Origin of the sequence: Bradyrhizobium erythrophlei, assembly GCF_042430365.1 — a bacterium.
GTDB classification, from domain to species: domain Bacteria; phylum Pseudomonadota; class Alphaproteobacteria; order Rhizobiales; family Xanthobacteraceae; genus Bradyrhizobium; species Bradyrhizobium erythrophlei.
Genome location: NZ_JBHMET010000274.1, coordinates 78,368 through 103,433, shown reverse-complemented (window position 1 = coordinate 103,433; position 25,066 = coordinate 78,368). Strand labels below are relative to the sequence as shown.

The following is a 25,066-nucleotide window of genomic DNA, read 5'->3' as shown; positions in this document are numbered from 1 at the left end:
CGAGCGCGTCAAGGCCGACCCGGCTCGCTACTGCCAGAACAGCGAAAACCCCGGCGCGAAAGCCCCGGGGGTTTTTCCTTCTGAAGAAGCGAAGGCGCTACTGCTTCGGCTGGCCGAAATCGAGCGGCGGCAGCTCGATCTGCGGCACCTCGATCTTGACCTTGTTGAGGTCGACATCGAGCGGCTTGTCGAGCAGGCCGGTGACCGTGATCGGGAACATGATCACGAGGATCACCATGATCGCTTGCAGCCCGATCCAGGGCATCGCGCCCCAATAGATGTCCGAGCTCTTCACTTCCTTCGGCGCCACGCCGCGCAGATAGAACAGCGCAAAGCCGAACGGCGGATGCAGGAACGAGGTCTGCATGTTGACGCAGAGCATGACGCCGAACCAGATCAGCGCGGCGTCGGGGCCGACCACGGGGGCCAGGATCTTCTGCGCGATCGGCGCGATCATCGGCAGGATGATGAAGGCGATCTCGAAGAAGTCGAGGAAGAACGCCAGGAAGAAGATGAAGATGTTGATGAAGATCAGGAAGCCCCAGACGCCGCCCGGCAGCGAGGTCAGGAGGTGCTCCAGCCACACGCCGCCGGAGACGCCGAGGAACACCACCGAGAAGCAGGTCGAGCCGATCAGGATGAAGGTGACCATGCAGGTGATGCGCATGGTGGTCTCGTAGCCCTGCTTGATCAGGTCGCGCAGGTCCGGGATCCGCACCGCCTCGATGCAGATCCAGACGATCGCGAGATAGGTGATCGCATAGGCGAGTTTGAAGACGAGGTTCTCGCTGAAGAGCATCGCGACGACGGTGCCGATACCGGCGGCGATGACGCCTGCGATCAGGATCTTGTGGCCGGTCGAGCTGAAATCCTTGTGATGGATGGCGGCCAGCACCATCGCGCCGACCGCGCCCATGGCGCCGGCTTCGGTCGGGGTGGCGAGGCCCATCATCATGGTGCCGAGCACGACGAAGATCAGCACGGCGGAGGGGATGATGCCGAGCAGGCATTTCTTCCACAGCGCCCAGCCGGTCAGCGTGCGCGCTTCCTTCGGCACCGCCGGCACGTGGCTCGGCTTGAATATGCCGAGCAGGAAGGTGTAGCCGGCGAACAAGAGGATCTGGAACACCGACGGGCCCCAGGCGCCGAGATACATGTCGCCGACCGACTTGCCGAGCTGGTCGGCGAGCACGATCAGGACCAGCGACGGCGGCACCAGCTGGGTGATGGTGCCGGAGGCGGCGAGCACGCCGGTGATGTAGCGGATGTTGTAGCCGTAGCGGATCATCACCGGCATCGAGATCAGCGCCATGGCGATGACCTGCGCCGCCACCGTGCCGGTGATCGCGCCGAGGATGAAGCCGACGATGATGACGGAATAGCCGAGGCCGCCGCGGATCGGGCCGAACAATTGCCCCATCGAATCGAGCATGTCCTCGGCCAGCCCGCATCGCTCCAGGATCGCGCCCATGAAGGTGAAGAACGGGATCGCGAGCAACAGCTCGTTGGAGAGCACGCTGCCGAAGATGCGGCCCGGGATCGCCTGCAGGAAGTTCAGGTCGAAGAAGCCGAGATGGATCGCGAGGAAGCCGAACGACAGGCCGACCGCGGCGAGCGTAAACGCCACCGGATAGCCGATCAGCATGGCCAGAACCAGGCCGCCGAACATCAGAGGCGGCATCATCTCCAGCGTAATCATTGGGTCGGCCTCTCGTACTTCGCGTCGATCGTCACGTAGCCCTGCAGCGCGGCGATCCGCTTGATCACCTCTGAGACGCCTTGCAACGCGAGCATCACGAAGCCGGACGGGATAACGAACTTGATCGGCCAGCGCAGCAGGCCGCCGGCATTGCCGCTCATCTCGCCGACCGCATAGGCCTGGTAGAAGAACGGCCAGGACAGGTAGGCGAGCAGCAGGCAGGCCGGGATCAGGAAGAACAGGGTGCCGATCAGGTCGAGCCAGAGCTGGCCGCGCTCGGACAGCATCAGATAGAGGATCTCGACGCGGACATGCTCGTTGCGCTTGAAGGTGTAGGAGGCGCCGAACATCACCAGGATGGCGAACATGTACCACTGCGCCTCGAGCCAGCCGTTCGACGAGTAGCTGAACGCGTAGCGGATCATCGCGTTGCCGGCGCTGACCAGGCAGGAGATCAGCACGAGCAGGTTACAGACGTAGCCGATCTTCTCGTTGAGTTGGTCGATGGCCTGACTGAGAGCCAACAATGGACGCATCACGATCTCCGCGGCCGCGCCATCTGCGCGCCGAATATCTTTCCAAGCATCGCTAGGCCGCCGCGCCAATACGCACGGAGCCACGCCTCACTTTCAGGAGCAGTTGCAACGGTCGTCCTCCCCCGAAAATCGCTTCTGCCGTTCTTGGCTGCGCCTGTTCCCGGGACGCAACGGCCTATCCGGCCGGCTGGCGTGAAAGCAGCCGCACCATTTCAGCGCTCTTTGGCGCCGTCAATCGGAAAATGGGCAAATTGACGCGGCGGCAAACACTTGCCCACGCTTGATAAAATTCGACGGCGGCCGGGAATAAATCGGGCTCTCAGCCGCCGGTCACGCTCATGTGGCGGCTGACGCTCGGCCGGTTGTGGCGGCGGTCGATGATGAAGTCGTGCCCCTTCGGCTTCAGTCCAATGGCGCGGTCGATCGCGGCCGCGAGCTGGTCGTTGTCCGGCGAGGCCCGCAACGGTTTGCGCAGGTCGGAGGCGTCCTCGTGGCCGAGGCAGGTGTGCAGCGTGCCGGTGCAGGTGATCCGCACCCGGTTGCAGGATTCGCAGAAATTGTGGGTCATCGGCGTGATGAAGCCGAGCTTGCCGCCGGTCTCGCTGACGCGGGCGTAGCGGGCCGGGCCGCCGGTGTTGTCGTCGAGGTCGGTCAGCGTGTAGTGCTTCTCGAGCCGCGCGCGCAGAAGCGACAGCGGGATGTACTGGTCGATCCGGCCTTCGCCGATGTCACCCATCGGCATCACCTCGATCAGGGTCAGGCCCATCCCCTTGCCATGCGCCCATTCCATCAGCGCGGGGATCTCGTCCTCGTTCAGGTTCTTCAGCGCAACCGCATTGATCTTGACCGCAAGCCCTGCGGCGCGCGCGGCCTCGATGCCCGACAGCACCTTGTCGATGTCGCCCCAGCGGGTGATGGCGCGGAATTTCGCCGCATCCAGCGTATCGAGCGAGACGTTGACGCGGCGCACGCCGCAATCGGCGAGCTCTTGCGCGAAACGCGCGAGCTGCGAGCCGTTCGTCGTCAGCGTCAGCTCATCGAGCGCGCTGCTCGCAAGATGGCGCGACAGCGAGCGCACCAGGCCCATCACGTTGCGTCGGACCAGCGGTTCGCCGCCGGTGAGGCGAATCTTGCGCACGCCCTTGGCGACGAAGGCCGTGCAGAGGCGGTCGAGCTCTTCCAGCGTCAAGAGATCGGCCTTCGGCAGGAAGGTCATGTCCTCAGACATGCAGTAGAAGCAGCGCAGGTCGCAGCGGTCGGTGACCGAAACGCGCAAATAGCGGATCGTCCGCCCGAACGGGTCGGTCATCGGACGGAGCAGGGATTGCGACAGCGCTTGCGTGGATCCGCTCATTCAACTCGTGCCTTGCGCTGCGGTCCCCGCAGCGCGTTCCGTGCATTCATGCCTTGTTCGGCGGAGCCGCGACATCGGGACGACAAATCCCTTTAGCACAATCTAGGCACCTTGGCGCGCGGCCACAATGCGTCCGTAAGGATGATCCGCAACATGCCAAAACGCGATCGCGCGATAGGCAAGCGGCATGATGGGCGACGCGCGAAAAGCGAAGAGCCCGGCGCCGGGCCGGGCTCTTGTGCAGTGCAATCTCAGATCAGCGCGATGGCGCGGCGGCCGGCGGCGGTGCCGCGGCAGGTGGCGGAGCCGCGTTCGGGTCGGGGAAGGCCGCGCCGGCGGCAGGCGCCGCGGCGGGCTTCGGCTTCTTCTTCTTCGGCCGCATTGGCTTGGCCCGCGGCGGTGGGCCGGCCGGCTTGAGCTCCGCAACCACCGGACTCGGGTCGAGCACGGTCGTGGCGGGCGAGGTGAAGTCGCCAGGTGTGCGGGTGACCGTCACGGGCACCGTCGCCGGCTGGAACTTCGGCATGTTGAAGGTAACTGAGAAGCCGGTCTCAGGCGCAGGCACCGACACCGAGCAGGGCGTCTTGCAGCCCGGCCCGAGCGAGGTCACGGCATCGGCGCCCGGCGGGACGGATTCCAGCTGTACCTGTATTGGCTGCGGCGTTGGCTTGAAGGAGTCCCACGACAAGGAGGAGCAGCCGCCCAGACTCAGTCCGGCGACCGCAATCGCGATGATACGTTGCATGATCCACACTCTACTGCGGCTATCAGCCACAATCCCCGTGGGCGACCATAAGAGCGTCAGAACAGGGGCGCAACAGCGCACGCCCTGTTCGTTAAAGGATGGTTAATGGCAAAAACGCATGGCAAGATTTGTTCAAGCAATATCAATTGCTTGCGTCTTTAACCTCAGGCCCTTCCGAGGCTCGCGACGGCGTCGGGCAGATCGCGCATATGGCTGATCAGCCGGTCCGGCTTGAGTTCCGCCATCGGCACGTCGGTATAGCCGAAATCGACCCCGATCACGGGAACCTGGGCGCGTCGGGCCACGCCGACATCAGGGCCGGCGTCGCCGACCATGATCGCGCCGGGAAGCTTGCCGCCGGCGCGGGCGACCGTCTCGCGCAGGAACGCCGGATCGGGTTTCGCGACGCCAAAGGTGTCCGGCCCGCAGATCGCGGCGAAGCGCGGGCTCAAGCCCAGCCGGTCGAGCAGGAGCTTCGAGAGCCATTCCAGCTTGTTGGTGCAGACCGCAAACCGGTGGCCCTGCGCCTCGAGCACATCCAGCGCAGCTTCCAGCCCCTCGAACGGGCGCGAACCGTCGGCGATATGGTCCGCGTAATAATCGACGAAATCCCGGGTCAGGCGGTCGAGATCGGCAACACTGACCGCGCGTCCTTCCACCTCCAGCCCGCGCTCGATCAGCTTGCGCGCGCCGGCGCCGATCATGCTGCGCGCTGACGCCAGCGGCACCGGCGGCAGGCCTTCGCGGTCCAGCACGAAGTTCAGCGCGTTGATCAGATCGGGCGCGGTGTCGACCAGCGTGCCGTCCAGATCGAACACGACGATGCGGGGAGAGGAGGAGACCATCGCCCCTTTCGCTATCGGCTGCGACGCTGCGATGCAAGAGAAGATGCGGATCCGGCCGCGGTGGACGCCGTCTCGACCGAAAATCGGCCTTGGACGGGCCGCTTATGGCGCTGTTCCTGCGGGCAAAACGACGCTAGATATGCGCCCGCCGGGCGGGCCGATGGCTTGCCCGGGATGAGCGCAAACGAGAGGGCTGGTCGGCCGTGGACATGGATGCACTGAAACGCCAGGCGGCGGCGCGCGCGCTCGAAGAGGTGCGCGACGGCATGAAGCTCGGGCTCGGCACCGGCTCGACCGCCAAGCATTTCGTCGAGCTGCTCGGCGACAAGGTCCGATCAGGCATGAAGGTCGTGGGCGTGCCGACCTCGGCGGCGACCCGGGCGGATGCGATCCGTTGCGGCGTGCCGCTGACCACGCTCGATGAGATCGACCATCTCGACCTCACCATCGACGGCGCCGACGAGATCGACCCCGCGCTCAATCTGATCAAGGGCGGCGGCGGCGCGCTGCTGCGCGAGAAGATCGTCGCAGCCGCCAGCGATCGCATGATCGTGATCGCCGACGAGAGCAAATGGGTCGATGTGCTCGGCCGCTTTCCGCTGCCGGTGGAGGTGATCCCGTTCGGGCTCGCAGCGACGCAGGCCGCGATGGCGCGGGCCTTCAAGGCGGCCGGCGTGGCCGGACAGATGGTGGTCCGGAAGGGCAAGGACGGTCACGTTTTCGTCACCGATGGCGGCCACTGGATCGTCGATGCCCATCTTGGCCGGATCGGCGATCCGCCGCGCCTGGCCGGCTTGCTCAGCGTGATTCCGGGCGTGGTTGAACATGGCCTGTTCATCGGGCTTGGCAGTAGCGCTGTGCTCGCCGGCGCACAAGGAATTCGGGTTGTTGAACGGCGATGACGCCGCAATCGAGGAGACTGGGAATGAAGCGTTTTTCGGGACTTTTGTCGGCTGCGACCCTTGCGGCCGGACTGGCGCTGGCTATAGCGCCGGCCGCCGCGCAGCAGCAGCAACCGGCAGCGCCCGCGGCCAAGCAGTCGTCTCCCGCAGCGGTCGCCGCCGCCAAGGAGATCCTCGGCATGAAGAACGTGCAGGCGATGTACGCCAACGCCGTCACCGGCATCGTCGAGAAGACCAAGACCGGTCTCTTGCAGCAATACCTCAACTATCAGAAGGACCTCGACGAGGTCGCGGTGATCGTCGCCAAGAATCTCGCCGGCCGCGAGAAGGAGATCGGCGAGGGCATGGCGCAGGTCTATGCCGGCGAGTTCACTGAGCAGGAGCTGAAGGACCTCGTGGTGTTCTACAAGTCGCCGCTCGGCCAGAAGCTTTTGGTCTCCGAGCCCAAGGCGATCGCGATGTCGCTGCAATATATGCAGCAATGGGCGGCGCAGTTCGGCGAGATCGTCAACACCCAGTTCCGGGCCGAGATGAAGAAGCGCGGCAAGGAGCTCTGATCGCGCCTTGTCACCTCGCCCTGCTTGCGGGGCGAGGGAGAAGAGATAGGGACTACCATGGCTGAGTTTGACGTCGACCTGTTTGTCATCGGTGGCGGTTCGGGCGGGGTTCGTGCCGCCCGCATCGCCGCCGGCTATGGCGCCAGGGTCATGGTCGCCGAAGAGTACCGGATGGGCGGCACCTGCGTGATCCGCGGCTGCGTGCCGAAGAAGCTGTTCGTGATCGGCAGCCACGTCCACGACGAAATCGAGGACGCCGCCGGCTTCGGCTGGACCATCCCGCAGGTCTCCTTCGACTGGGCGACGCTGGTCGCCAACAAGGACAAGGAGATCGGCCGGCTCGAGGGCATCTACACCACCAATGTCGAGAAATCCGGCGCGAAGGTCGTCAAGACCCGCGCGGTGCTGGAGGACGCGCACACGTTAAGGCTCGCGACCGGCGAGACGGTCACCGCGAAGTACGTCCTGGTCGCGACCGGCGGCGCGCCCAATCATGGGCCCGCCATTCCCGGCATCGAGCACGTGATCTCCTCCAACGAGGCGTTTCACCTCAAGGAACTGCCGAAGCGCATCGTGATCCAGGGCGGCGGCTACATCGCGCTGGAATTCGCCTGCATCTTCGCCGGCTACGGCTCCGACGTAACGGTGATCTACCGCGGCGACAACATCCTGCGCGGTTTCGACGAGGACGTGCGGATACATGCGCGCGCCGAGATGGAAAAGCGCGGCATCACCATCATCACCGGCTGCACGGTTGCGAAGATCGACAGGCACGGCAAGGACTTCACCACGCATTTGTCGAATGGATCGAGCATCGCCTCCGACCAGGTGATGTTCGCGATCGGCCGGCATCCCAACGTCGCCAATCTCGGGCTCGAGGCCGCGGGCGTCGCCATCAATCCCGCCAATGGCGGCATCCAGGTCGACGGCTGGTCGAAGACGTCGGTGCCGAACATCTACGCGATCGGCGACGTCACCCATCGCGTCAACCTGACCCCGGTCGCGATCCGGGAGGGCCACGCCTTCGCCGACACCGTGTTCGGCAAGCGCCCCGTCGAGGTCGACCACGCGACGATCCCGACCGCGGTATTCTCGCAGCCGGAGATCGGCACGGTCGGCCTCACGGAAGCAGAGGCGCGCGCGCGGTTTTCCCACGTCGACATCTACAAGGCCGACTTCCGCCCGATCAAGGCGACGATGTCCGGCCGCGATACCCGCGTGCTGATGAAGCTCGTCGTCGACGGGTTGAGCGACCGCGTGCTCGGCTGCCACATCGTCGGCGATGCCGCCGCCGAGATCATCCAGGCGGTCGCGATCGCCGTGAAGCTGAAGGCGACCAAGGCCGACTTCGACGCGACGGTTGCACTGCACCCGACGGCGGCCGAAGAGCTCGTGACCATGCGTACGCCGACAGTGCGCCACGTGCGCCAGGCGGCGGAGTAGGGGGGCGCTGCTGGCTAGAGCATGATCCGGAAAACTGCGAAGCGGTTTTCCGAAAAGATCACGCTCAAACAAGGAGCTAAAGCGCGATGATTCATCCAAATCTCATCGCGCTTTAGTCGTCCCAGACCCGCTCGCCGCACTCGCACTCGAACATGTGGATGAGCTCGCCGCTGGCGGTGTCCACGATCGTTCGCACCAGTTCGAGATGTTGATTGCAGAACCGGCATCGCCGCTCAGACGCGCTGTGGAATTCGGCGACTTTCGCGGCCTCGAACAGTTCCATTGGCGCACCCTCCGTCCCGTGAGGATTCTCGCAGGTTAGCCAATCGAGCGGGACGCACCCATCACCCATTCGGGTTAGCAACATACCTCCGATGAGCTGTGCGTATCCCGGCCAATCTGACCTAGGGTGGCTGAGCTTGGCTGCGTAATGCGTTCACGCCGGGCCCGAGAGGCCCCAGCTCCATGTCAGCCCCCGGCGCTGGGGCCTTTCTGGTGGGTTCCCCTCTGGTTCCCTGCCTGAGGGAGTTGCGTGCAGGCCGGCCCGAACTCACCCCATGCATTTTCCGCCTTCTGGGTTAAGATCAGTCGTTCCGTTTTGCCGTGCCGAGGTCTGCGATGTTGGACGAGCAATTCATGAAACAGCGCGCGAAGATGGTGCGTGATCTGGCGTCGCGCGCCGATCCCTTCATCAAGCGCCGCCTTCTCGACCTTGCCGCGCGCTACGAATCCCCTGAACGCCGCGCCACGCCGGTGACGCCGGCCAATCTTCAGATCACGAGTCCAAGCAAGCAGGCGACGGAGCAATAGAGCCGCGGGAACCTTACGTCGACCCGGCGGTTGACCGGCTGTCGGGCAGGAAACGAAGGAGCCAGAAAATGGCTGGGAAAATGCATGGTCTGACCGAGGAGGCGATCCGCACCCGAGCCTACGAACTCTGGAAGAACGCCGGCGAACCCCGGGGCAAGCTGGATCGTCTTTGGTATCAGGCCGAAAAGGAGCTGCTGCTGGAGCGGGCCCACAACGGGGAGGCATCCTCCGCCAGGACAGCGCGGCCCACGAAAACCACGCTCCACGCACGGCACTAGGCCAAATCCGGTACGCCGGAACATCGTGCCGGGCGCGCCTCGGGCCGCGTGGGAGCCTTGCGACAAGCGACGAGAGCTGTGCTAACGCGCCTGCGAGCCACGACCTCGGAGGCCCCATGAACGACCTGACGACAGCGACCCGATCGATCTTTCGCAGAAACTCTCCACCTTCTCCGATCACTGGTCACCGCGCACGGTGGCGCAATTCAACGCCTGCGACGTCATGGTCGTGAAGGTGATAGGCGAGTTCGTTTGGCACAAGCATGATGATACGGACGACTTCTTTCTCGTCCTGAAAGGCGTGCTCGATATCCAGCTTCGCGACCGCACCGTCACGCTGGGGCCGGGCCAGATGTACGTCGTCCCGAAAGGCGTCGAGCATCGTCCCACCGCACGGGAGGAGGTGCATCTGTTGCTGATCGAGCCGACCGGCACCCCGAACGCCGGCAACGCCGAAACCGCGGCGCCGCGCAAGGTGGTGTGATGCCTAGGGCCGTTTGTTTGCCGCGCCGATCGACTTAAAAAAAAGCGGCTCCAGCATTGGATTGGGACGGACAGTGCCGGAGCCGTCAAGTAAGCGCTGATTTTCGATCCGCCGAGTTGTAGTGAGGTACGCAGCAGGTAGGTTGCCGGTTTCAGGGGCTGGGTGCTGTCCTAGTTAGGACACTCGTAGCGGCGAAGTGGGACAAGCAAGGGTCCACCCGCTCATAGCAATTCAATAGCGACCGTGAGCAAGGCAATGGCGACTATTACCACCGAGAACACGGCGAGCCTGTAGTAAGTTCTGTCGTCATTCTTCAACATTGTCGCCCCCACCGGCTGTTGGGAGAGCAAAAGCCCCCTCCGGTGGGCACACCGGATGGGGCTTTCGACACAAGGGCATGTGCCGTGCTGAAAAACAGCACGCCGTAACTCTAGTGAGACCAGCTTACGCCAACCTGACGAATGTAACAATTTGTTTCTGGATGTGTCTACATGGATAAGAAAGGGTGGCCGCTCGCGTAAACTTTGCTGGGTCATAGATTCGGACGAGGAACGAAGTCAGAGCACAGCACCGGGAGGCGGCTTTGTTCGATGGCCATCGCTCAACGAGGTTGGCGCACGTAGCAGCCATTTCCTTGCTAATGCAGCTCGGGATTTTAAGGAACGTCGTTGACAGCCGGAGAGCTAGGGAAGGAATGCTGACCTTAATCGTTTGAAACCATATGGCCGACGCTTCGTAAATTAGAGCGCCGGCCATCGCTTCTGTTGAGGCAGGGCAATTGGAAGTGGTCGGCAGGGGCCGTCCGGTTTTCCAAGTTACGGGCGGGCCCACCTCCGAGTTTCGGGCACTAGAACATTCACCGGGTCGCCTCAGTAGTCCTACTGAGAACATCGGCTAAACCATGGTATTCCTTCGGTTAAACCGAATTAGGACGCTCCCAAAATCACACTGGGCTTAAATACGGACACCACCCAGAGAAGTTATTTGAGGGGTGGGGTGTCCGGGCCCGTCCGATTCCGGGACACCCCGTTTTCGGCTCACTTGGTGTCGACGACTTGTCGATTTCCGATTTTCGGAAATCTTGTTGACGCGCGCCCCAACTCACCGTTACAAACCTCCCGTCTCACCCGAATGAGGGGCGGCTCGCGATCGTCACGAACGTGGTGTGGGATGCGGTGGACGCGGAATGCGCAACTGACGAGTGCGCGTGAGGCGGACGGCGAAGTCGTGTGGTCCTGACGCCCCAGTGGCTGGTGTCTCCTCGCAAGACGCGAAACGTCCTGCGAAGACGGTGACAAAAAAGCCAGGTCTCGCCGGGGAGAGCACGAAGCCGCGCAGGGAAGGCCGGGATGTTTCCGGTTTCACCTGTGGTCCTACCTCCCGTGCTTTTTTTGCACGGGACCCGCGGGTGCAATCGGCGCCCGGTCGTCCCTGCGCCCTCTGCTTGAGAGAGGGCGGAACGACAAGCAAACCTCGGACAAATGATGTCGCGAGAACGCGAACTCACATCTGCGAGTTGTTTGAAGTTGAAGCGCGACACACAATCGCTGTCGTCCTGGCGAACCAGGCGGTGTAAAAACTCAAGAACGCGGAGACTCGATAGAACAGAATGCTATGCGCCCTACCTGCAAGCTCTTCGCCGGCTACTTGGTTCTTTCTCCTGGCGCGCGATAGAATCAGATTCTACGTCGAAACGAGCGCGCTGAGTTTTTTTACGGCCTGGAACGCCAGGACGACGGAGGTGAGGGCTCGTGCTCAACTCTCCGCCTCGATCCACTCCGCAGCACCGCGCCACAGCGTGTCGCGGTGCTCGCTGCGGAAGAAGCCGAGATGGCCGATCTTCTCGACGCCGGCGTCCGCAGGACGGATCGAGATGATCTCGGGCGTGATCGACGTGAACGCCGAGCACAGCAATTCGACCGCGGGCCGCGTCGCCCAGGGATCGTCGGTCATGCTGAGCGCACGCAGCGCACCCTTGAACTTCGGAAAATTTTCGCGCGCGGTGAGCGTCGCATCGTCGAGCAGATAGCGCGGCGACATCACCCAGCGCGTCCATTGCTCGAGCACGCCCTTCGGCAGGTCCATGCCGAGGCCGGCCCAGCCCGGCATGTAGCCGAGCACGCGGGTCAGCGGCAGGCCGACGCCGTTCAGCTGCGCATAGACGCGGTAGCGTTCGGGCGAGGCCATCAGCTTCCAATAGCCGGCTTGGGCTGCGATCAGGAGCGCACGTGGGATATCAGCGTTGTTGCCAAGGAGCCCAAGCGCCTGGCCGCCGAAGGAGTGGCCGACATAGGCGAAGGGCAGGTCGCGGTAGCGCTCGCGCATCCAGCTGACCGTCGCGGTGATGTCGAGCGCCGCCCAGTCGGCCATATCAGCCTTGAACCCGACCAGCGATTTCGGCTGGTTGTAGCCGGTCATCGATTGCTGCCTGGAATCGCCGGTGCCGCGGTAGTCGTAGGTCAGGACCGCGCAGCCGCGGCGGGCGAGATAGCCGGCGAAGCCGCGATAGAGCTTGCGGGGCACGGCGGTCGCCGAATTGATCAGCACGGCGCGGCGCTTGGCGCCGCGGGGCAGGAACAGCGTGGCGCCAAGCGGGTAACCGTCGGCCGCAGGCACGACGATGTCGTCGCTAAAAACGTCGTCCAGCGCAGCCTCGGCCACGGCATTTCCCCCGGCATTCATGCTATGGTCCAGCAAATGCGAATTCGGTTGCGCCTGCAAGAGCTTGACGGAATTGCGGGAATCCCGTCTAGCGGGGTGGAAAGAGGCTGTGTATAACGCCGCCTTTCCTCAGGCCGTCGATTAAGTTGCGGTTTTTGCTCAGGAGTTGACGTCATGTCCGAGCGGTGGACACCCGATAGCTGGCGCACCAAGAAGGTCGTGCAGGTGCCCGATTATCCCGATGCCAAGGCATTGGCCGATGTCGAGGCCCAGCTTGCGACCTTTCCGCCGCTGGTGTTCGCCGGCGAGGCGCGCAACCTGAAGCGCGCGCTCGGCCGGGTCGCCGCTGGCGAGGCCTTCCTGCTGCAGGGCGGCGACTGCGCCGAGAGCTTTGCCGAGCACGGCGCCAACAACATCCGCGACTTCTTCCGCGTGCTGCTGCAGATGGCCGTCGTCCTCACCTATGCCGGCGCGCTGCCGGTGGTGAAGGTCGGCCGCATCGCCGGGCAGTTCGCCAAGCCGCGCTCGTCGGCAACGGAGAAGCAGGACAGCGTCGAGCTGCCGAGCTATCGCGGCGACATCGTCAACGACATCGCCTTCACCGCGGAAGCGCGCACGCCGGATCCGCAGCGCCAGCTGATGGCCTACCGGCAGTCCGCCGCGACGCTGAACCTGCTCCGCGCCTTCGCCACCGGCGGCTTCGCCAATCTCGGCAGCGTGCATCAGTGGATGCTCGGCTTCCTGAAGGATTCGCCGCAGTCCCGCCGCTACAAGGAGCTCGCCGACCGCATCTCGGATGCGCTCAACTTCATGCGCGCCTGCGGCCTCGACCTCGAGAGCCATCCCGAGCTGCGCGCCACCGATTTCTACACCAGCCATGAGGCGCTGCTGCTCGGCTACGAGCAGGCGATGACGCGGGTCGATTCCACGACCGGCGACTGGTACGCGACATCCGGCCATTTCATCTGGATCGGCGACCGCACCCGGCAGCTCGATCACGGCCATGTCGAGTATTTCCGCGGCATCAAGAACCCGATCGGCCTGAAATGCGGCCCGTCGCTGAAGCCGGACGAGCTGTTGAAGCTGATCGACATCCTCAATCCCGACAACGAGCCGGGACGCCTGACGCTGATCAACCGCTTCGGCGCTGACAAGGTCGGCGACCATCTGCCGGGCCTGATCCGCGCCGTGCAGCGGGAAGGGCGGATCGTGGTCTGGTCGTGCGACCCGATGCACGGCAACACCATCACCTCGACGACGGGCTACAAGACCCGTCCGTTCGACCGGGTGCTGGCGGAGGTGAAGTCGTTCTTCCAGATCCACGCCGCCGAAGGCACCCATGCCGGCGGCGTGCATCTGGAGATGACTGGGCAGGACGTCACCGAGTGCATCGGTGGCGCGCGCGCCATCACCGACGAGGATCTCAACGACCGCTACCACACGGTCTGCGACCCGCGGCTCAACGCCGAACAGTCGATCGACATGGCCTTCCTGATCGCCGAGCTCCTGAAGCAGGAGCGCGCGAGCAAGGTCAAACCGATGCCGGCCGTCGCGGGGCTGTGACTTGCTGAGGTTCTGGCGGGCCACCATCAACTCGCGCAACGGGCTGGCCTTCGCCATTCGCTCGGAGCAGGCGATTCGCGAAGAGGTTGCGGCGCTGGCGCTCTCGCTGCCGCTGGCCTGGTTGATCGGGGCGACCATGATGCGTCGCGTCGAGCTGGTCGCCTCCGTCGTGCTGGTCCTGGTGATCGAGCTGCTCAACACCGCGATTGAGAAGCTCGCCGATCGCCTGACCACCGATCACGACCCGGCGATCGGCCGGGTCAAGGACATGGGCTCGGCCGCGGTCGGCGTCGCGCTGGCCATGGCCGGGCTGTTCTGGCTGTTCGCCCTCGCCGAACGCATGGGCGCGTTCTGATTCCCCACCATTGAAGTTTGCTCTTGTGCGGGACAACATAAGGCTATGAGCGAACAACAGATCAAGATCACGCTGGCGCAACTTAATCCGACGGTCGGTGACGTCACCGGCAACGCCGCGAAAGCGCGTGCGGCGCGCGAGCGGGCGAAGGCCGACGGCGCCGACCTCGTGGTGCTCTCGGAACTGTTCATCGCCGGCTATCCGCCGGAAGACCTGGTGCTGAAGCCGGCGTTCCAGTCGGCCTGCCGCGTCGCGATCGAGGAACTGGCGCGCGAGACCGCCGACGGCGGCCCGGCGGTGCTGATCGGCACGCCCTGGGTCGAGGACGGCAAGCTCTATAACGCCTGCGCGCTGCTCGACGAGGGCCGCATCGCCGCGCTCCGCTTCAAGGCGAACCTGCCGAACTACGGCGTGTTCGACGAGAAGCGGCTGTTCGCCCGCGGGCCGGCGTCAGGGCCGGTGACGGTCGGCGGCGTGCGGATCGGTGTGCCGATCTGCGAGGACATCTGGCTCGAAGAGTCCGAGGAATACGAGAACGTCGTCGAGTGCCTCGCCGAGACCGGCGCCGAAATCCTGGTGGTGCCGAACGGCTCGCCCTATGCGCGAGACAAGAACGACCTCAGGCTGTCGATCGCGGTGGCCCGCGTCACCGAGAGCGGGCTGCCGCTGGTCTATCTCAACGAGGTCGGTGGCCAGGACGAGCTGATCTTCGACGGCGCCTCGTTTGCGCTCAATGCCGACCTCTCGGTCGCGGCGCAGCTTCCGGCGTTCGAGGAGAACATCACGACGCTTGTGTGGCGCAACACGCCGGACGGCTGGCGCTGCGACGGTCCGGTGACGCCGGTGCTCGAAGGCGACAAGGCCGACTATGCCGCCTGCGTGCTGGGCCTGCGCGACTATGTCCGCAAGAACGGCTTTCCGGGCGTACTGCTCGGCGTCTCCGGCGGCATCGACTCGGCGCTGTGCGCTGCGATCGCGGTCGATGCGCTCGGCGCCGACAAGGTGCGCGGCGTGATGCTGCCGTTCCGCTTCACCGCGCAGGTTTCGCTCGATGATGCCGCAAAGCTCGCAGGCGCGCTCGGCATCCGCTACGAAGTGTTGCCGATTGCGGATGCCGTGAACGGGTTCGAGACGATCCTGTCGTCCGTGTTCGCCGGGCTGCCGCGCGACATTACGGAAGAGAATTTGCAGGCGCGCGCCCGCGGCACGCTGCTGATGGCGATCTCGAACAAGACCGGCGCCATGGTGGTGACCACAGGCAACAAGTCGGAAATGTCGGTCGGCTACGCCACGCTCTATGGCGACATGAACGGTGGCTTCAATCCGATCAAGGACATCTACAAGACCGAGGTGTTCCGCCTCTCGTCCTTGCGCAACGCCTGGAAGCCGGAGGGCGCGCTGGGGCCGTCGGGCGAGGTGATCCCGGTCAACATCATCACGCGTCCGCCGACCGCGGAGTTGCGCGAGAACCAGACCGACCAGGATTCGCTGCCGCCCTACGACATGCTGGATGCGATCCTCGAGCGCCTGGTCGAGCGCGAAGAGCCGCTGGCCGAGATCATCGCCGCCGGTTTCGACAAGGATGTGGTGACGCGGGTCGATCGCCTGCTCAACATCGCCGAATACAAGCGCCGTCAGGCCGCGCCGGGCGTCAAGGTCACGCAGAAGAATTTCGGCCGCGACCGCCGCTACCCCATCACCAACCGCTTCCGCGACCCCGGCAAAGCCTTGCCCGAGCCCGACGAGAAGCTGGTCGCGCGCGCAAACCGCGCCTCCGCGGAGGCGTTCGACGGCTAACGCATGATCCGGAAAAGTGTGAAGCGGTTTTCCGAAAAGATCATGCCCAGACAAGAGGCTAAAGCGCGAGGACGATACAATCTAATCTCATCGCGCTTTAGCGCCCTACTGTTTCGGCGGAATGAAGGTCGGTCCGACCGTACGGATGCCGCTGGACGGCGCGCCCGCGGGGACCGCGTCCGCTGCGGCCGGCTGCTGTGCAGGCGCTGCTGCGGCCGGCGCGCCCTTCTTGGCGGGCGCCGATTTCGTCGCCTTCTCCTGCGCGCGTTGCTGCATCTTCTTCGCGCTCTCTTCGGTGACGATGATGTCGCCCTGCTGTTCGACGGCGGCCTTGTCGTCGACCGACTTCAACGCGTCCGACCAGGTCTGGCCGGCCGCCTTGCAGGCGCAGGAGGGATTGAACTCGGTGCGATATTTGAACGCGTTCGGCAGCGAAGAGTAGGGCTGGCCGTTGATCGACACCGCCTGGTTGATGTCCTCGCCGGGGTTGCGATAGGCGAACAGGGTGGCTTCGGCCGCCGGGCAGAGCGCCTTGCAGGTCCGTTCGTCGTCAGGAAACCGCGCCTGCACAGTCGCGAACGAGACCGGGAAATAGGCGCCGTCGCAGGTGCGGACGCAGACGGTGCGGTAGGTGCCGGACTGCCCGCCATAATCGGCGCCGGGCGGCGGCAGCGGATTGGCCTGGTTGCCGCCGAACAGATTGTCGATGAAGTTGCCCGGGCCGCGCGCGGCCGCCGCATATTGCGGGCCGCAATTGTTCTGGGCGAGCGCCATCAAGACCGAGCGGCGCTGGTTCTCGCGGTCGGCGCCGCCGAGGCCGCCGGAGCGCAGCCGCTCCAGGTTCGCGGTCATCTGGTCGAGATTGCCGCGCATCTGCTGGATCTGGTTGTTGACCGGGCCGCACTGCGCCGAGTTGTTGTTGAACAGCGAGAAGAAGCCGGAGCTGTCGCAGCCCATGCGCTTGGCCTGCAGCGTGACGCGATCGAGCTCGGCCTGCTGCTTGTTGGCGGCGTCCTGGTAGCGGCGGATCTGGTCGTCCCTGGCCGGGTCGCCGGTGCCGCCGCCGCGGTCGATCGTCGCCAATTGTCCCTCGAGGCGCGCGCACATCGGGTTGGCCTGCGCGCCCTGTTGCGGCGGGGGCGGCGTCGGCGGGCCCGGGTTCACCTGCGCCAGCGCATTAGCGGCGGGCAGGCCGATGCCGGCGAGCACGGTGCAGGTCAACAGCCATCGGGACGGGAAGCGACGATCGGGGGTCTTGGGCATATCCGGCCATTAAAACGACGCCGCGCGGCGGGAACGCCTAATCGCGCGGCCAAGGCGGCCTGCAATAGCCTTTTCTCGGGGCAGCGTCACGTCGTTTCCGGGGCACCGATGTGGCAAAAAGCCCGGCTCGACCAGCCGTTTGGCAGGGGATCAGCGCTGGCAGGTAATGGCGACATATTCGCCGCAGGCGTTTCCCCCGCATTTCTCATTTGCGGCATGCGGAACCGCACCCGTGATCTCGTCGGGATCGACGCGGCGGAAATTGGTGGCCTGCGCGAAATCCCGCGACTGGCAGTAGGCGCGGGCGGCGTGCGCACCGCATTTGTCGCCGCGCGCAAGGCACTGGTCAATGCCGTAGCCGTCGGCCTGGTTGGCGATGATGAAGACGCGGCTGTCGGCAAACGCGGACGAGGCTGTGAGGAGCAGGGCAGAGGCAATCAATGCTGAAAAGGACCGCATGGGGGCACCGGTGAAAATGCGAGGAATCCGCAGCTCACGGATAAGCCCAACTCCTTAATAATGATTAACCATGCGGGGCTTGGCGCGATTTTGCCGGGCGATACGGCTGCCGAAAGCGCCGCAAACAGCCTCTTGACGCCATTGAGGGGCCATGAGACATGGTGGAACCATGAACAGCCTCCTCGCTATCTGCATTTGCCGCGAGATTATTAGCTAGCGATTCGCTGGCTGAGGCCGTCTTTTCTCAATCACCCTGAGATCATTGGACCGCCCGGCCGCAAGGGATGGGTATCCATGGATTTGCGCCTTTACGATACGTTGACCCGGGAGAAGCGGCCGTTCGTGCCGCTCGATGACAGCAACGTCCGCATGTATGCCTGCGGACCGACGGTCTATGACTTCGCCCATATCGGCAATGGTCGTGCGGCTGTTGTCTTCGACGTCCTGTTTCGCGTGCTACGCCATCGCTATGGCGCCGATCACGTGAAGTACGTCCGCAACATCACCGACGTTGACGACAAGATCAACGTCCGCGCCGCGCGCGACTATCCCGGCATGCCGCTGAACGAGGCGATCCGCAAGGTCACCGAGCAGACCTACCAGCAATACCAGGACGACGTCACCGCGCTCGGCTGCTTGGCACCGACCGTGCAGCCGCGCGCGACCGAGCACATCCCGGAGATGCGCGCGATCATCGAGAAGCTGATCGCCGGCGGCTTTGCCTATGTCGCCGAGGATCACGTGCTGTTCTCGCCGCAGGCGATGAACGCGGCCAACTCCGTGTTGCCGCGCTACGGCGCGCTGTCCAAGCGTTCGCTCGACGAGATGATCGCCGGCGCCCGCGTCGACGTCGCACCCTACAAGCGCGACAACACCGACTTCGTGCTGTGGAAGCCGTCGAAGCCGGGCGAGCCGTCATGGCCGTCGCCCGACGGCATCGCGCTGGAGGGGCGGCCCGGCTGGCACATCGAATGCTCGGCGATGGCCTGGAAGCATCTCGGCGAAAAGTTCGACATCCATGGCGGCGGCATCGACCTGGTGTTCCCGCACCATGAGAACGAGCTCGCGCAAACCTGCTGCGCATTCCATTCCGACCGCATGGCCAACGTCTGGATGCACAACGGCTTCCTGCAGATCGAGAGCGAGAAGATGTCGAAGTCGCTTGGCAACTTCTTCACCATCCGCGATCTGCTGGCCGATTGGCCGGGCGAGGTGCTGCGTCTCAGCATGCTGCGGACGCATTATCACTCGCCGCTCGATTGGACGCTGAAGAGCGCGGAAGAAGCCGCAAAGACGCTCGACGACTGGTATGCGGTCGCGGCCGACGCCGAGTCCGGTCCGCCGTCACCGGCGATGGTCGAGGCGCTCTACGACGACCTCAACACCGCGCAGGCGATGGCCGTGCTGCACGGCTTGCGCAACGCTGCCTTGAGCAGTGACGCGAGCCGCAAGGAGTTCGCCGGCTCGCTGCGTCTGCTCGGTTTCCTCTCCGAGAGCGCGGCTTCGTGGAAGAGCCGCAAGGAGCAGGCGAGCGGCATCGATGCCAAGGCGGTCGATACGCTGATCGCCGAGCGCACCGCGGCGCGCGCCCGCAAGGACTTCAAGGAGTCCGACCGGATCCGCGATCAGCTCGCCGCGATGGGCGTGGTGATCAAGGACTCCAAGGAAGGCACCACCTGGGAGGTCGCGCGATGAGCCGTTCCGCCCCCGCATTGCGTCCATTCCTGCCGGCAGATACGCCGCTGCTGGCGGCGATCTTCGCCGCCTCGATCATGGAACTGACCGGCGACGATTACAGCGAGGCGCAGCAGGAAGCCTGGGCGATGGCCGCCGAGGACGAGGACGCCTTCGGCAAGAAGCTCGCCGGCCAGCTCACGCTGATCGCCTCGCTACAAAATGCGCCCGTCGGTTTCGCCTCGTTGAAGGGACCAGATCACATCGACATGCTTTATGTGCATCCGAGCGCAGCGGGGCAGGGCGTGGGCAGCGCACTGTGCGATGCCTTGGAGAAGATCGCAGGCGCCCGCGGCGCCAAGACCCTGACGGTTGATGCGAGCGACAACGCGCTCGATTTCTTCCGCAAGCGCGGCTACGTCGCGCGTCAGCGCAACTCCGTGACCATCAACGACGAGTGGCTCGCCAACACCACGATGCAGAAGACGCTCGATAGTGCCCCGCAGCGGGGAGGCCACGCATGAGCCGAGAACGCCTCTATCTCTTCGACACCACGCTGCGCGACGGCGCGCAGACCAACGGCGTCGACTTCACGCTGCACGACAAGCAGGTGATCGCAAAGCTGCTCGACGAACTCGGAATCGACTATGTCGAGGGCGGCTATCCCGGCGCCAATCCGACCGACACCGAGTTCTTCAGCGAGAAGCCCACCTTCGGCCACGCCCGCTTCACCGCCTTCGGCATGACGCGGCGTCCGGGCCGCTCGGCATCCAACGATCCAGGCCTTGCGGGCATCCTCGAGGCCAAGGCGGATGCGATCTGCTTCGTGGCAAAATCCTCGGCCTACCAGGTTCGCGTCGCGCTCGAGACCACCAATGAGGAGAACCTTGCCTCGATCCGCGACAGCGTCGCCGCCGCGAAGGCGCTCGGCCGCGAAGTGATGGTCGACTGCGAGCACTTCTTCGACGGCTACAAGGAAAACCGCGACTACGCGCTCGCCTGCGCAAGGGCGGCCTACGAGTCCGGCGCGCGCTGGGTCGTGCTCTGCGACACCAACGGCGGCACCATGCCGCACGAGGTCGAGACCATCGTCGGCGACGTTATCAAGCATGTGCCGGGTGCGAATGTCGGCATCCACGCCCATAACGACACCGAGCAGGCGGTCGCGAATTCGCTGGCCGCGGTCCGCGCCGGCGCGCGCCAAATTCAGGGCACGCTCAATGGCCTCGGCGAGCGCTGCGGCAACGCCAATCTGTGTTCGTTGATCCCGACCTTGCGGCTGAAGAGCGAGTTTGCCGATGCCTTCGAGATCGGCGTCACCGCGGAGAAGATGGCGACCTTGACCAAGGTGTCGCGTACGCTCGACGACATGCTGAACCGCGCGCCCAATCGCCACGCGCCTTATGTCGGCGAGAGCGCCTTCGTCACCAAGACCGGCATCCATGCGTCTGCGGTGCTGAAGGATCCGCAGACCTATGAGCATGTGGCGCCTGACGCCGTCGGCAATCACCGCAAGGTACTGGTGTCGGATCAGGCCGGTCGCTCCAACGTGATGGCCGAGCTTGATCGCGCCGGTATCCCTTACGAGAAGAGCGATCCGCGGCTGACGCGCCTCGTCGAGGAACTGAAGGAGCGGGAGGCGGCGGGCTTTGCCTATGAATCCGCCAACGCGTCGTTCGATCTTTTGGCGCGGCGCACGCTCGGAAAGGTGCCGGAATATTTCAAGGTCGAACAGTTCGACGTCAATGTCGAGCAGCGCTACAACGCCAATGGCCAGCGCGTCACGGTCGCGCTTGCGGTGGTGAAGGTCGACGTCGACGGCGAGCGGTTGATCTCGGCCGCCGAAGGCAACGGCCCGGTGAACGCGCTTGATGTCGCGTTGCGCAAGGACCTCGGCAAGTACCAGAAATATATCGAGGGCCTGAAGCTGATCGATTACCGTGTGCGTATCCTCAATGGCGGCACGGGTGCGGTGACGCGCGTGCTGATCGAGAGCGAGGACGAGAACGGCGACAACTGGATCACGGTCGGCGTGTCGCCGAATATCATCGATGCCTCGTTCCAGGCGCTGATGGATTCGGTGATCTACAAGCTGGTGAAGTCAGGCGCGCCGGCGTGAGGTTGGTGGTGAGGGGGGCGTCATTGCGAGGAGCTCGCGACAAAATTGCAAGGCAATTTTGCGCTGAAGCGACGAAGCAATCCATCTATCCGCTTGCGGCCCGATGGATTGCTTCGCTTCGCTCGCAATGACGGAAAGAGGAGGGGCTAAATGATCGATCACGTTTCCGTCGGCGTCAGCAATCTCGACCGCGCCGCACGGTTCTATGAGCCGACGCTGGCCGCGCTCGGCCTCACGCGTCTCGTCACGCGGCCGGCGACCATCGGCTTCGGCAAGGCCTACCCTGAATTCTGGATCAACCTGCGCGCTGCGATGCGGCCGGTCCCGCATGAGAGCGGCACGCATATCTGCCTGCGCGCGAAAACCACGGGCGAGGTTGATGCTTTTCATGCCGCGGCGCTCGCTGCCGGCGGGCTTTCCGACGGCCCGCCGGGCCTGCGCCCGCACGACCGCGTGCGCTACTATGCGGCCTTCATCCTTGACCCCGACGGCAATCGGATCGAGGCGGTGACGTTTCCGAGCGAGTGAGAAATTGATTCCGACGATCGGCGCTCCTCTCGACCCGTCGTCCTGAGGTGCTCGCGCAGCGAGCCTCGAAGGGCGAACGGCCACAGCCGGGCCGTCGTGCTTCGAGACGGCCGCTCCGCGGCCTCCTCAGCATGACGGGGAGAGGGCTGTGCGTGCAGAAGAGAGTAGCCGTAGAGACTCTGGCCTACAGCCGCCGCGCCACTTCGGGGGCGAGCTCCTTCGCCTTCTGCGGCACGCGCGCGGCCGCGGTGCGTAGCTTCGGCAGGATGTCCTCCACGCGGTCGGCCATCAGGACGTTGACGTCGAGCGTCGAGCGGATGAATCCGGTCGTGCGCATGTGGCTCAACAGCGAGAGCAGCGGTTCCCAGAAATTGTCGATGTTGGCGAGCAGCACCGGCTTGGAGTGGCGGCCGAGCTGCTGCCAGGTCAGTTGCTCGACCAACTCCTCCAGCGTGCCGACGCCGCCGGGCAGCGCGACGAAGGCGTCCGAGCGCTCGAACATCAGCCGCTTGCGCTCGTGCATGTCGGGCGTGACGATCATCTCCTGAACGCGCGTCAACGCGTTTTCGCGCGCGCGCAGGAATTCGGGAATGATGCCGGTGACGGCGCCGCCGTGATCGAGCGTCGATTTCGCGACCGCGCCCATCAGCCCGATCGAGCCGCCGCCATAGACCAGGCGGACATTGTTCTCGGCGAAGGTCTTGCCGAGCGCAACGGCTGCTTCCATGAAGTGGGGATTGTTGCCGGGGCCGGAGCCGCAATAGACACAGACGGTTTTGATTTGATTCATACGATCCATGTGGCACTGCAACGTAAAAAGGGTCAAGAGTCCGATATGGGTATGGTTGGTCAAAAAATCCCGTAAATTCCCGCGAATCGCGAAAGAATTACCTCATAAGACTGTACGTCAGGTTGAAACGCTCTATATGACGTCCAGAATGCCAAACCATGGAAAAGATGTGGCGGCGAGCCGGTGCGCCGTCCCCGATCGGGCGGCCCGCTGATGTCGCCCCCGCACCCGCATGTGCCCGCCGTCGAGGCGCCTTCGGCCGCGACTCGCGCGGCCGAAAAGGGCACCCTGATCGGCACGCTGGTTCATCTCTGGCCCTATATCTGGCCCGGCGATCGCGCGGATCTGAAGATGCGCGTGGTGTGGTCGGTGGTGCTCCTGCTGTTCGCGAAGCTTGCGACGCTGTCGGTGCCGTTCACCTTCAAATGGGCAATCGACGCACTGAACGGCGCGGGCTCGGCGCCGGTGCAGCCCTCCAACTGGATGATGTGGCTGATCGCGTCGCCGCTGCTGATGACGATCGGCTACGGCGCGGTGCGCATCGTCATGGCGGTGCTGACGCAATGGCGCGACGGCATCTTTGCCCGCGTCGCCATGCATGCCGTGCGGCGGCTTGCCTACAAGACCTTCGTGCACATGCACGAGCTGTCGCTGCGCTTCCATCTCGAACGCAAGACCGGTGGCCTGACCCGCGTCCTGGAGCGCGGCCGCTCCGGCATCGAGACCATCGTGCGGATGGTGATCCTGCAGCTCATTCCGACCGTCGTCGAGGTCGTGCTGCTGGCGGCCGTGCTGTTCTGGCAGTTCGACTGGCGCTACGTGCTGGCGGTGCTGCTCACCGTCGTCGTGTTCATGTACTTCACCTATGTAGCGACCGAGTGGCGGATCGAGATCCGCCGCAAGATGAACGATTCCGACACCGAGGCGACCACCAAGGCGATCGACTCGTTGCTCAACTACGAGACCGTCAAGTATTTCGGCGCCGAGGAGCGCGAGGCCGGGCGCTACGACCGCTCGATGCAGCGCTACGAGCAGGCGAGCGTGAAGACCTACACCTCGCTTGCGGTGCTCAACACCGGACAGGCGATCATCTTCACCGCTGGCCTGACCGCGACGATGCTGATGTGCGCGCTCGGCATCCGCAACGGCACCCACACCGTCGGCGATTTCGTCCTGATCAACGCCATGATGATCCAGCTCTACCAGCCGCTGAATTTCATGGGCATGGTCTATCGCGAGATCAAGCAGGCAATCATCGACATCGAGAAGATGTTCGAGGTGCTGTCGCGCAATCCGGAAGTGAAGGACATTCCGGGCGCCAAGCCGCTGGCGGTGTCGGCAGGCAGCCTCCGCTTCGAGGACGTGCGCTTCGCGTACGACCTCGACCGGCCGATTCTGAAAGGTCTCAGCTTCGATGTGCCGGCCGGCAAGACGGTCGCGATCGTCGGCCCGTCCGGCGCCGGCAAGTCGACGATCTCGCGGCTCTTGTTTCGTCTCTATGACGTCTCCGGCGGCCGCATCCTGATCGACGGCCAGGACATCAAGGCGGTGACGCAAGGCTCGCTCCGCGCGGCGATCGGCATGGTCCCGCAGGACACCGTGCTGTTCAACGACACCATCCGCTACAACATCCGCTATGGCCGCTGGGACGCCAGCGATGCCGAGGTGGAGGAGGCCGCGCGGCTGGCGCAGATCGACAATTTCATCCGGATGTCGCCGAAAGGTTACGAGACCCAGGTCGGCGAGCGCGGGCTGAAACTGTCCGGGGGCGAGAAGCAGCGGGTCGCGATCGCGCGCACGGTCTTGAAGGCGCCGCCGATTCTGGTGCTGGACGAGGCGACGTCGGCTCTCGACAGCCACACCGAGCACGAGATCCAGGAAGCGCTGGAGCGGGTGTCGCGCAACCGCACCTCGCTCGTGATCGCGCACCGGCTCTCCACCATTGTCGGCGCCGACGAGATCATCGTGCTGGACCAGGGCCGGATCGCCGAGCGCGGCACGCATGCGCAGCTGCTCGCCGCCGGCGGGCTTTATGCCAGCATGTGGAACAGGCAGCGCGAGGCCGAGGCGGCCCGCGAAAGGCTGGCCCAGATCGACGACGGCGGCGAGGCGCCGAACCGCCTGCCGCCGCCGGTCGCCGAACCGGGCCAGGAATCCGCTGTCGCACCGGTCGAGAAGCCCTTGCCGACCGCCGCGGAATAGTC

At 64.6% G+C, this 25,066-nt stretch carries 24 protein-coding genes; 14 read left to right on the top strand and 10 right to left on the bottom strand.

Features of this window, described 5'->3' with window-relative positions:
* Positions 1 to 97: 97 nt before the first annotated feature.
* The 5 genes from ACFFWD_RS42460 to ACFFWD_RS42440 form a co-directional block, all read right to left on the bottom strand.
* Entirely contained in the window at positions 98 to 1,699 is a 1,602-nt protein-coding gene (locus ACFFWD_RS42460) for a TRAP transporter large permease (RefSeq protein ID WP_376975377.1), read from the bottom strand.
* Complete coding sequence (locus ACFFWD_RS42455; RefSeq protein WP_376975376.1) at positions 1,696 to 2,235, bottom strand: TRAP transporter small permease subunit; 540 nt, start codon at positions 2,233 to 2,235, stop codon at positions 1,696 to 1,698. Before ACFFWD_RS42455 ends, ACFFWD_RS42460 begins: the two co-directional genes overlap by 4 nt.
* 319 nt (positions 2,236 to 2,554) lie before the next feature.
* The gene (gene moaA, locus ACFFWD_RS42450) at positions 2,555 to 3,589 is read right to left on the bottom strand and encodes a GTP 3',8-cyclase MoaA (protein WP_376975375.1); all 1,035 of its coding nucleotides are present in this window, start codon (positions 3,587 to 3,589) and stop codon (positions 2,555 to 2,557) included.
* 256 nt (positions 3,590 to 3,845) lie between these two features.
* A complete protein-coding gene (locus ACFFWD_RS42445) occupies positions 3,846 to 4,334 on the bottom strand; it encodes a hypothetical protein (RefSeq protein WP_376975374.1) in 489 nt (162 codons plus the stop codon).
* A 164-nt stretch (positions 4,335 to 4,498) separates the two neighbouring features.
* Positions 4,499 to 5,179, bottom strand: a complete 681-nt coding sequence (locus tag ACFFWD_RS42440; RefSeq protein ID WP_376975373.1) for an HAD hydrolase-like protein — start codon at positions 5,177 to 5,179, stop codon at positions 4,499 to 4,501.
* 203 nt (positions 5,180 to 5,382) lie between these two features.
* Here ACFFWD_RS42440 and rpiA point away from each other — a divergent pair, with 203 nt between their 5' ends.
* Genes rpiA through gor form a run of 3 tightly spaced genes read left to right on the top strand, consistent with a single transcriptional unit; the run spans position 5,383 to position 8,081 of the window.
* Positions 5,383 to 6,081: a ribose-5-phosphate isomerase RpiA gene (gene rpiA / locus ACFFWD_RS42435; protein WP_376975372.1), complete on the top strand. Its 699-nt coding sequence runs from the start codon at positions 5,383 to 5,385 to the stop codon at positions 6,079 to 6,081.
* A 23-nt stretch (positions 6,082 to 6,104) separates the two neighbouring features.
* Positions 6,105 to 6,638, top strand: coding sequence for a DUF2059 domain-containing protein (locus ACFFWD_RS42430; RefSeq protein ID WP_376975371.1), 534 nt, complete (start codon positions 6,105 to 6,107; stop codon positions 6,636 to 6,638).
* Between the two features lie 57 nt (positions 6,639 to 6,695).
* Positions 6,696 to 8,081 carry a glutathione-disulfide reductase gene (gene gor, locus ACFFWD_RS42425; protein WP_376975370.1) on the top strand — a complete coding sequence of 462 codons (1,386 nt, stop codon included), beginning with the start codon at positions 6,696 to 6,698 and terminating at the stop codon, positions 8,079 to 8,081.
* A 112-nt stretch (positions 8,082 to 8,193) separates the two neighbouring features.
* Here gor and ACFFWD_RS42420 read toward each other — a convergent pair whose 3' ends face one another.
* Positions 8,194 to 8,364: a hypothetical protein gene (locus ACFFWD_RS42420; RefSeq protein WP_376975369.1), complete on the bottom strand. Its 171-nt coding sequence runs from the start codon at positions 8,362 to 8,364 to the stop codon at positions 8,194 to 8,196.
* Between the two features lie 353 nt (positions 8,365 to 8,717).
* On the opposite strand from ACFFWD_RS42420, the gene ACFFWD_RS42415 reads away from it, so the two are divergent.
* The 3 genes from ACFFWD_RS42415 to ACFFWD_RS42405 all read left to right on the top strand — a co-directional run bounded on the left by ACFFWD_RS42415 (position 8,718) and on the right by ACFFWD_RS42405 (position 9,653).
* Positions 8,718 to 8,891: a hypothetical protein gene (locus ACFFWD_RS42415; RefSeq protein ID WP_376975368.1), complete on the top strand. Its 174-nt coding sequence runs from the start codon at positions 8,718 to 8,720 to the stop codon at positions 8,889 to 8,891.
* Between the two features lie 68 nt (positions 8,892 to 8,959).
* Positions 8,960 to 9,169 carry a DUF2934 domain-containing protein gene (locus tag ACFFWD_RS42410; protein WP_376975367.1) on the top strand — a complete coding sequence of 70 codons (210 nt, stop codon included), beginning with the start codon at positions 8,960 to 8,962 and terminating at the stop codon, positions 9,167 to 9,169.
* 142 nt (positions 9,170 to 9,311) lie between these two features.
* Positions 9,312 to 9,653: a cupin domain-containing protein gene (locus tag ACFFWD_RS42405; RefSeq protein WP_376975965.1), complete on the top strand. Its 342-nt coding sequence runs from the start codon at positions 9,312 to 9,314 to the stop codon at positions 9,651 to 9,653.
* A gap of 1,755 nt (positions 9,654 to 11,408) precedes the next feature.
* Here the strand turns inward: ACFFWD_RS42405 and ACFFWD_RS42400 are convergent.
* A complete protein-coding gene (locus ACFFWD_RS42400; protein ID WP_376975366.1) occupies positions 11,409 to 12,335 on the bottom strand; it encodes an alpha/beta hydrolase family protein in 927 nt (308 codons plus the stop codon).
* A 153-nt stretch (positions 12,336 to 12,488) separates the two neighbouring features.
* Here ACFFWD_RS42400 and ACFFWD_RS42395 point away from each other — a divergent pair, with 153 nt between their 5' ends.
* Genes ACFFWD_RS42395 through ACFFWD_RS42385 form a run of 3 tightly spaced genes read left to right on the top strand, consistent with a single transcriptional unit; the run spans position 12,489 to position 16,029 of the window.
* Positions 12,489 to 13,877, top strand: a complete 1,389-nt coding sequence (locus ACFFWD_RS42395; protein ID WP_376975365.1) for a class II 3-deoxy-7-phosphoheptulonate synthase — start codon at positions 12,489 to 12,491, stop codon at positions 13,875 to 13,877.
* Position 13,878: 1 nt separating this feature from the next.
* The gene (locus tag ACFFWD_RS42390; protein ID WP_376975363.1) at positions 13,879 to 14,232 is read left to right on the top strand and encodes a diacylglycerol kinase; all 354 of its coding nucleotides are present in this window, start codon (positions 13,879 to 13,881) and stop codon (positions 14,230 to 14,232) included.
* 45 nt (positions 14,233 to 14,277) lie between these two features.
* Positions 14,278 to 16,029 carry an NAD+ synthase gene (locus ACFFWD_RS42385; RefSeq protein ID WP_376975362.1) on the top strand — a complete coding sequence of 584 codons (1,752 nt, stop codon included), beginning with the start codon at positions 14,278 to 14,280 and terminating at the stop codon, positions 16,027 to 16,029.
* 105 nt (positions 16,030 to 16,134) lie between these two features.
* On the opposite strand, the gene ACFFWD_RS42380 is transcribed toward ACFFWD_RS42385, so the two are convergent.
* Together ACFFWD_RS42380 and ACFFWD_RS42375 are read right to left on the bottom strand one after the other, a co-directional pair.
* Positions 16,135 to 17,292, bottom strand: a complete 1,158-nt coding sequence (locus tag ACFFWD_RS42380; RefSeq protein WP_376975361.1) for a DUF2865 domain-containing protein — start codon at positions 17,290 to 17,292, stop codon at positions 16,135 to 16,137.
* Positions 17,293 to 17,442: 150 nt separating this feature from the next.
* On the bottom strand, positions 17,443 to 17,751 hold the full coding sequence (locus tag ACFFWD_RS42375) for a hypothetical protein (RefSeq protein WP_376975360.1): 309 nt from the start codon (positions 17,749 to 17,751) through the stop codon (positions 17,443 to 17,445).
* Between the two features lie 294 nt (positions 17,752 to 18,045).
* On the opposite strand from ACFFWD_RS42375, the gene cysS reads away from it, so the two are divergent.
* The 4 genes from cysS (at position 18,046) to ACFFWD_RS42355 (ending at position 22,072) form a co-directional block, all read left to right on the top strand.
* Positions 18,046 to 19,446 carry a cysteine--tRNA ligase gene (cysS, locus tag ACFFWD_RS42370; protein WP_376975359.1) on the top strand — a complete coding sequence of 467 codons (1,401 nt, stop codon included), beginning with the start codon at positions 18,046 to 18,048 and terminating at the stop codon, positions 19,444 to 19,446.
* Positions 19,443 to 19,949 carry a GNAT family N-acetyltransferase gene (locus tag ACFFWD_RS42365; protein ID WP_376975358.1) on the top strand — a complete coding sequence of 169 codons (507 nt, stop codon included), beginning with the start codon at positions 19,443 to 19,445 and terminating at the stop codon, positions 19,947 to 19,949. The genes cysS and ACFFWD_RS42365 overlap by 4 nt, the downstream gene beginning before the upstream one ends.
* Positions 19,946 to 21,544, top strand: a complete 1,599-nt coding sequence (cimA, locus tag ACFFWD_RS42360; RefSeq protein WP_376975356.1) for a citramalate synthase — start codon at positions 19,946 to 19,948, stop codon at positions 21,542 to 21,544. Before ACFFWD_RS42365 ends, cimA begins: the two co-directional genes overlap by 4 nt.
* Before the next feature lie 150 nt (positions 21,545 to 21,694).
* On the top strand, positions 21,695 to 22,072 hold the full coding sequence (locus ACFFWD_RS42355; RefSeq protein ID WP_376975355.1) for a VOC family protein: 378 nt from the start codon (positions 21,695 to 21,697) through the stop codon (positions 22,070 to 22,072).
* Between the two features lie 184 nt (positions 22,073 to 22,256).
* On the opposite strand, the gene ACFFWD_RS42350 is transcribed toward ACFFWD_RS42355, so the two are convergent.
* Complete coding sequence (locus ACFFWD_RS42350) at positions 22,257 to 22,862, bottom strand: LOG family protein (RefSeq protein ID WP_376975354.1); 606 nt, start codon at positions 22,860 to 22,862, stop codon at positions 22,257 to 22,259.
* A gap of 213 nt (positions 22,863 to 23,075) precedes the next feature.
* On the opposite strand from ACFFWD_RS42350, the gene ACFFWD_RS42345 reads away from it, so the two are divergent.
* Complete coding sequence (locus ACFFWD_RS42345) at positions 23,076 to 25,064, top strand: ABCB family ABC transporter ATP-binding protein/permease (RefSeq protein ID WP_376975353.1); 1,989 nt, start codon at positions 23,076 to 23,078, stop codon at positions 25,062 to 25,064.
* Positions 25,065 to 25,066: the final 2 nt, after the last annotated feature.

Bases quoted from the DNA above. Each gene is read 5' to 3' on its own strand.
- ACFFWD_RS42440 (WP_376975373.1), bottom strand. From the start codon at position 5,179: ATGGTCTCCTCCTCTCCCCGCATCGTCGTGTTCGATCTGGACGGCACG.
- cysS (WP_376975359.1), top strand. From the start codon at position 18,046: ATGGATTTGCGCCTTTACGATACGTTGACCCGGGAGAAGCGGCCGTTC.
- ACFFWD_RS42380 (WP_376975361.1), bottom strand. From the start codon at position 17,292: ATGCCCAAGACCCCCGATCGTCGCTTCCCGTCCCGATGGCTGTTGACC.
- gor (WP_376975370.1), top strand. From the start codon at position 6,696: ATGGCTGAGTTTGACGTCGACCTGTTTGTCATCGGTGGCGGTTCGGGC.
- ACFFWD_RS42455 (WP_376975376.1), bottom strand. From the start codon at position 2,235: ATGCGTCCATTGTTGGCTCTCAGTCAGGCCATCGACCAACTCAACGAG.
- ACFFWD_RS42345 (WP_376975353.1), top strand. From the start codon at position 23,076: ATGTCGCCCCCGCACCCGCATGTGCCCGCCGTCGAGGCGCCTTCGGCC.
- ACFFWD_RS42445 (WP_376975374.1), bottom strand. From the start codon at position 4,334: ATGCAACGTATCATCGCGATTGCGGTCGCCGGACTGAGTCTGGGCGGC.
- ACFFWD_RS42400 (WP_376975366.1), bottom strand. From the start codon at position 12,335: ATGAATGCCGGGGGAAATGCCGTGGCCGAGGCTGCGCTGGACGACGTT.
- moaA (WP_376975375.1), bottom strand. From the start codon at position 3,589: ATGAGCGGATCCACGCAAGCGCTGTCGCAATCCCTGCTCCGTCCGATG.
- ACFFWD_RS42375 (WP_376975360.1), bottom strand. From the start codon at position 17,751: ATGCGGTCCTTTTCAGCATTGATTGCCTCTGCCCTGCTCCTCACAGCC.
- ACFFWD_RS42395 (WP_376975365.1), top strand. From the start codon at position 12,489: ATGTCCGAGCGGTGGACACCCGATAGCTGGCGCACCAAGAAGGTCGTG.
- ACFFWD_RS42460 (WP_376975377.1), bottom strand. From the start codon at position 1,699: ATGATTACGCTGGAGATGATGCCGCCTCTGATGTTCGGCGGCCTGGTT.
- cimA (WP_376975356.1), top strand. From the start codon at position 19,946: ATGAGCCGAGAACGCCTCTATCTCTTCGACACCACGCTGCGCGACGGC.
- ACFFWD_RS42385 (WP_376975362.1), top strand. From the start codon at position 14,278: ATGAGCGAACAACAGATCAAGATCACGCTGGCGCAACTTAATCCGACG.
- ACFFWD_RS42420 (WP_376975369.1), bottom strand. From the start codon at position 8,364: ATGGAACTGTTCGAGGCCGCGAAAGTCGCCGAATTCCACAGCGCGTCT.
- ACFFWD_RS42365 (WP_376975358.1), top strand. From the start codon at position 19,443: ATGAGCCGTTCCGCCCCCGCATTGCGTCCATTCCTGCCGGCAGATACG.
- ACFFWD_RS42415 (WP_376975368.1), top strand. From the start codon at position 8,718: ATGAAACAGCGCGCGAAGATGGTGCGTGATCTGGCGTCGCGCGCCGAT.
- ACFFWD_RS42355 (WP_376975355.1), top strand. From the start codon at position 21,695: ATGATCGATCACGTTTCCGTCGGCGTCAGCAATCTCGACCGCGCCGCA.
- ACFFWD_RS42410 (WP_376975367.1), top strand. From the start codon at position 8,960: ATGGCTGGGAAAATGCATGGTCTGACCGAGGAGGCGATCCGCACCCGA.
- ACFFWD_RS42430 (WP_376975371.1), top strand. From the start codon at position 6,105: ATGAAGCGTTTTTCGGGACTTTTGTCGGCTGCGACCCTTGCGGCCGGA.
- ACFFWD_RS42350 (WP_376975354.1), bottom strand. From the start codon at position 22,862: ATGAATCAAATCAAAACCGTCTGTGTCTATTGCGGCTCCGGCCCCGGC.